Genomic DNA, 4,776 nt, shown 5'->3' with positions numbered 1-4,776 from the left:
ATGCTATCTTCCAGCTATTTCCTATCCCTCTGTTTATCCCATCTTACTCACTCCTTTATACCTTATCGGATAATCTACAAAAATCATGAAAACTATAACCATCTCCTGCCTATGCCTGAGTAGTTACAATCAAAATATTGAACCTTTAGCTAAATGATTCCAATGATATGGAAAAATGTCCATTACACAACTAATGGGGAAAGCAATAACTGTTGTATAGTTTTGCATTAACGGCTTATTCTTGAACACCACCTAATGATGGCAGTGTGGAATTTGATGAGTCTATAGCAAAATAAGGAAATTTACCCAGAATATGCAATAAGCAATAAGGGGAAACCCCTCCCAGTATCGATTCTTGCGCTCCTATCGGACAAGTAGCCGTTAACTGTATAGAGATTTCACCGCGCTGTATTAGGGCTCAAGAACTGGCTTTTTCGGGACCCCATTGGGTGTCAAAAGGCAAGTGCTACCTTGTATAGCCTAATAATAGGAACAGCCAAGGCTAACGGCAGGAAAATTTACCGCTACCTGCGCTCCTCTTTGAAAAATTCCAGCTTGTGATCTTTGGGGTGGCATGAGGTTGTAAGGAAGAATTTCATATTGCAATTTTTTACTTTCTTGAATATAATTCACTATCAAATAGCTTATTGATACATATCTATTTCAACTTCATCCCTCGATGGTTAAATCGGCTGAAAAGTTTATACCTTCTGAACCAGTAACGATAAAAGTGTATAGGTATCTCATCTAGAACTTTTTGAGCATCCTCCTGGAAAAAACAATCTCACCGATGCATCACTGCCAGCTTCCACTGGGAAATGGGAAGAAAGTAGGGTGCCCATTGAGGGCGAGGTGGTGCTTTGAACAAAGTCGAACCTGAAAATAATCTACCCAAAACCTTCGAATCCTCTGGCGTTAAGATTGTCCATTTATCGTCTGGGTGGCGGCCTAATGGAGATTTACAGGTCTGTGTGGTCAAACCCCCAATGGCCAATCTAGATATAATGGACCGGGATCTTACAAGGCCCAATAGCGTGGCACTTGCCCAATCTATAATATTAACCGAGGGCTCCCCGTCCACTGTTCGGCGTTGTTTTAACAACCTCCCTGGGCTTGTAATTTTCCCAGAGTTAGCTTTTGGCTCGGAGGACTTCGATGCCCTGGACAGCATCATTCAGAAACATCCCACCCCTTTAATAATTCTGGCAGGATTTGGCTTTTGTAATGGTACAAGCCTGAAGGCGCTTCTCGATATTCCTCATGTGGAGGCCGGATGGGACGTCAATGAGCAACCTCCTGATCCCGATGGTCGGTATAACGGAGGGTGGTGCTGGGTTCATGAAAGGCCAGGGGCTACAAAGTGCTACTTATTTTTAAAGAATTTTCCCGATCCGAGTAATGAAGTTCCATTTGTGGATAATATCACTTATGGCAGAACGATTCTCCGGGTGGAGGCGAATGACCTCGTTCTTTTCCCAGTGATCTGTTCCGATCTAATATGCTCTCAGAAGGGAAGCCCTCGAGATCGCATACAGAAGTCTTTAGAGGAAGAAGAGCCAACTGCTAGGGCTCGCGTCCTTGTGGCAGGAATGCTTTGCAGCCCCAAGCCAGAACATGACTTCTGGCGTCTTGCCATTAATGACTTGGTAGGTCTGCAGAATCCGCCAGCAGTACTGTTCCTGGTGAATCAACAGGTTATAAAACCAAAACAGGATGAAGACTGTGATAAGTGGCGGTGCCTCACTGGTGCCTTCATTAGCCGTAACATTATGAATAAGGCCCCAAAGATTCCATTACCTCATGTGCGTTACATTAAAACAGATGCGGCTTCCGGGTTGCTGCTCCGCTGTGCAGAGCCGGGAGTGACATTGGGGCCACTCCGGTGGGTGGACCAAATTGATCAAGGTAAAGGTGTCTGGACACCAAACCGGCGTTACATTTGGCGAGACGGAGAATTGCGTCAGGTTCATGGCAATGCTGTAGCTTATGAGTTGAACCGGTTTCTCTTGCGGAGGCGAGAGGCGATTGTAGACAACTATGTCCCCTATACAGAGCCTTTATCTCTAAGATCAGGTAACGATGGTAGAAAATCAGCTCTCGATGAACCGAATGGGGAAAGAAACTTAACTCTTGTACAGGAATTAGTAGGGAAAAGCATAGATGACCTACAAAAGGATATTGAAAAAGAACTATGGGAAGATAACTCTGAACACAAATTGACCTCCACATTATGGCCTCGGATGCTATCTGGTGGAATTGAGAAGCTCGATAGAAATAATGATACTGGCTTGCGAGATCCAGACTTGCAAGACCCAGATATGATGCATAACTATGCCGAGCACTTTGATCGTGCACTTGGGATGGTGGCAGCATTAAAGGCCGCTACCCCTGCCCGCCTTGATCCTGAGAAGGTTCAGCAGGGGCAGCTCTTTCTTAATGTCCCAGAAGGTGAAATTCTCGTTTGGAAGTCAAAGCGGCTTCGCAGCCGTGAGCAGTATTCCTTTCTGCAAAATATAGCTGAACAAAGCGGAAGCGCAATCCCTCTAATAGTAGTTGGAGCTGGACATGGAAGCGGACCGGAACCACCGTCAGGGAGAGTGCAGATTGAACATCGCACGAATATCGTGCGACCTCAGCCTTCGCAGCCCAATGAACACTTAATCACCGAACCTCGCCCCCGTACTATCTATTGGCGATGTCTTGGTGAACTCGAACACCATCTGGTTACTGCAAAAAATGAAGAACAACTCAGGGTGCAATTAACAGCATCACTTCTCAAGGATTTTGGAGACTCTAACTCATGAACCACAAGGTCTTTGATCAGCTCTGTGCAGAAATCCAGGCATTGGCCATGCCTGTAGGGTTTAGTGGACGGAATGCTGCTAATGAGATAGTGTCAGATATTACTCCTCCCTCCGCTACATGGGTTTGGCGTAGCCCATTCGCCATCATTGCATTATGCCCGGTAGAGAAGAGTACACCTTCTATGCTGCTAGAGGCCCAAAAAGAAGGAACCGCCTGGCTCGATCAATATCTGATCACTGAGGAGAAATATGGTCGGCTCATAGATGGGTATCTCTTGCTCGCCCTTCCTGCAACGCCTGATGATGAACTGCGCAGGATAGCTCGTCAAGTTGAGCTCGATCCTCATCTTTGCCGCAAACATGTATTGTGGCCTTCTGAAAATGGTGAGTGGACCGACCGACTGTGCCGCATCACAACTCTTGGGTTGCCACCTTCTCCAGAGATTGTCAAATTGGATACTACTGCCCTTACCCTGCCGGCAGCGGCTCAGGAGGCTCTCGCCCTATATGCAGACACCAACTCCATTGAAAAGACTGTTGGTACTATTGAAAAGCTTGCTGAAACTGCGGAAGGGGAGGAATCTGATAATGTTTCTCGATAAGCTCCTGGTCGAAGGTTTTCGTGGAATAAGAGACAAACTGGAGCTGGATTTGACTGCTAGACTTACCCTTATTTATGCACCAAACGGTATGGGAAAGACCAGCCTTTGCGATTCCGTAGAATGGCTCCTTACAGGAGGAGTTGAGCGGTTGAACAAATCCACGGGGCAAGAAGGTATCAAGTGTATTTTCACCCCTCGCCCTGCTGCGGTAGAGGCTGTTTTAGATGTTGAAAGGCAAGGGTTTAAGCTTCGCCGTGAGTACTTAAATAATAACCAAACATCTCTGAAACTCTGGGACTTTGGTTCCAGCCGTTTCCGAAATTTCACATTAGCTCACTTATTGGATCTAATATCCCCAGGTGAGCTTCCTCCAGGCACCAATCACAAACATGCTAATACCGTCAGGTCAACCTGGCTACGAGCAATTAGATTTTTAGCTGGCTCCTCCTTAGACTTGCTCATTGACACTTCCAAGCAGGCTATAGAAACCCGTGGGCTGATGTTTTCTGACCTTTTTGGTGTAGGAGAGCTACAGAGGCAGGAGGATGACCTAAGTCAAATTCGAAAGAGGCTGCCAGCATCGCGTACCCTCTCATCTGAGTTAGAGAACGTAACAACCAAACTTAAAGCGATGCACGAGAAGATAGCTGCAGCCTCTGCTAATGCCAGTGAGCCTTTGCATGCTGCAGTCAGGGCAAATATTCAAACAGCAGCCAAGCTGCTGAAGGTGGACATCGGTGAATATAATAACGAGCCATCTTCTACAATCCTCCATGATCTCCAGGCCAGACGGGCTAAGGCACAGGTGGCGCTTGACCGGCGGAGATCGGCCCTGCAAAATGTGAGCAGACAATGGACCCAGTACCAGGCCCTTACTGATGAAGATGCTCGATTCCACAAGCAACTTGCTGATTTATCTGACACTTATCAAAAGCTCAATACAGAGATAGGCCCAAAGCATGATGAACTGCGCAAAAAAAGTGAATACCATAAAGAGCTCACCTTCGAAGTTAGTAAATTAGAAGGATGGCAGAAAAAAATAATATCCAGAGGCACATCACTTCAGCAAGCTCTGGTTTCCTGGAAAAATGCCGGCGGTTCACAAGAATCTCCCCTTGAACTTCAGATGCTGGAATCTGCGGCAGCCGAATCCCAGGCAGCCCTGGATACAGCCGAGCAATATCAGAATTTTTTAAGCACTTGTGAACGAGAATTACCAGGATGGCAGCAGGCATTTAAACAGCTTAGTACAGGTCGCCATAAATACGCGACCACATAGAAAACAAAAAGAGGTTCGGACATGGTAAAATATCCTTGGTACCAGAGAAGAGGTATCAAAAAAGGTCTGAAAGGAGTGATTATCATGCCAG

General features: G+C 46.3%; 3 protein-coding genes. All 3 read left to right on the top strand.

Annotation, left to right across the window (positions count from 1 at the left end):
* Positions 1-860 precede the first annotated feature (860 nt).
* The 3 genes from AB1611_14555 to AB1611_14545 are packed head-to-tail and all read left to right on the top strand — an operon-like array spanning position 861 to position 4,685.
* Entirely contained in the window at positions 861-2,804 is a 1,944-nt protein-coding gene (locus AB1611_14555) for an ABC-three component system protein (GenBank protein MEW6380811.1), read from the top strand.
* Complete coding sequence (locus AB1611_14550; protein ID MEW6380810.1) at positions 2,801-3,406, top strand: hypothetical protein; 606 nt, start codon at positions 2,801-2,803, stop codon at positions 3,404-3,406. The genes AB1611_14555 and AB1611_14550 overlap by 4 nt, the downstream gene beginning before the upstream one ends.
* Complete coding sequence (locus AB1611_14545) at positions 3,393-4,685, top strand: AAA family ATPase (protein MEW6380809.1); 1,293 nt, start codon at positions 3,393-3,395, stop codon at positions 4,683-4,685. The genes AB1611_14550 and AB1611_14545 overlap by 14 nt, the downstream gene beginning before the upstream one ends.
* Positions 4,686-4,776: the final 91 nt, after the last annotated feature.

The organism is bacterium (assembly GCA_040755755.1).
Classification (GTDB): domain Bacteria; phylum SZUA-182; class SZUA-182; order DTGQ01; family DTGQ01; genus DTGQ01.
This window is presented reverse-complemented; position numbering and strand designations above follow the sequence as displayed.

Excerpts from the sequence above, each read along its gene's own strand:
- AB1611_14550 (MEW6380810.1), top strand. The coding sequence starts at position 2,801 with ATGAACCACAAGGTCTTTGATCAGCTCTGTGCAGAAATCCAGGCATTG.
- AB1611_14545 (MEW6380809.1), top strand. The coding sequence starts at position 3,393 with ATGTTTCTCGATAAGCTCCTGGTCGAAGGTTTTCGTGGAATAAGAGAC.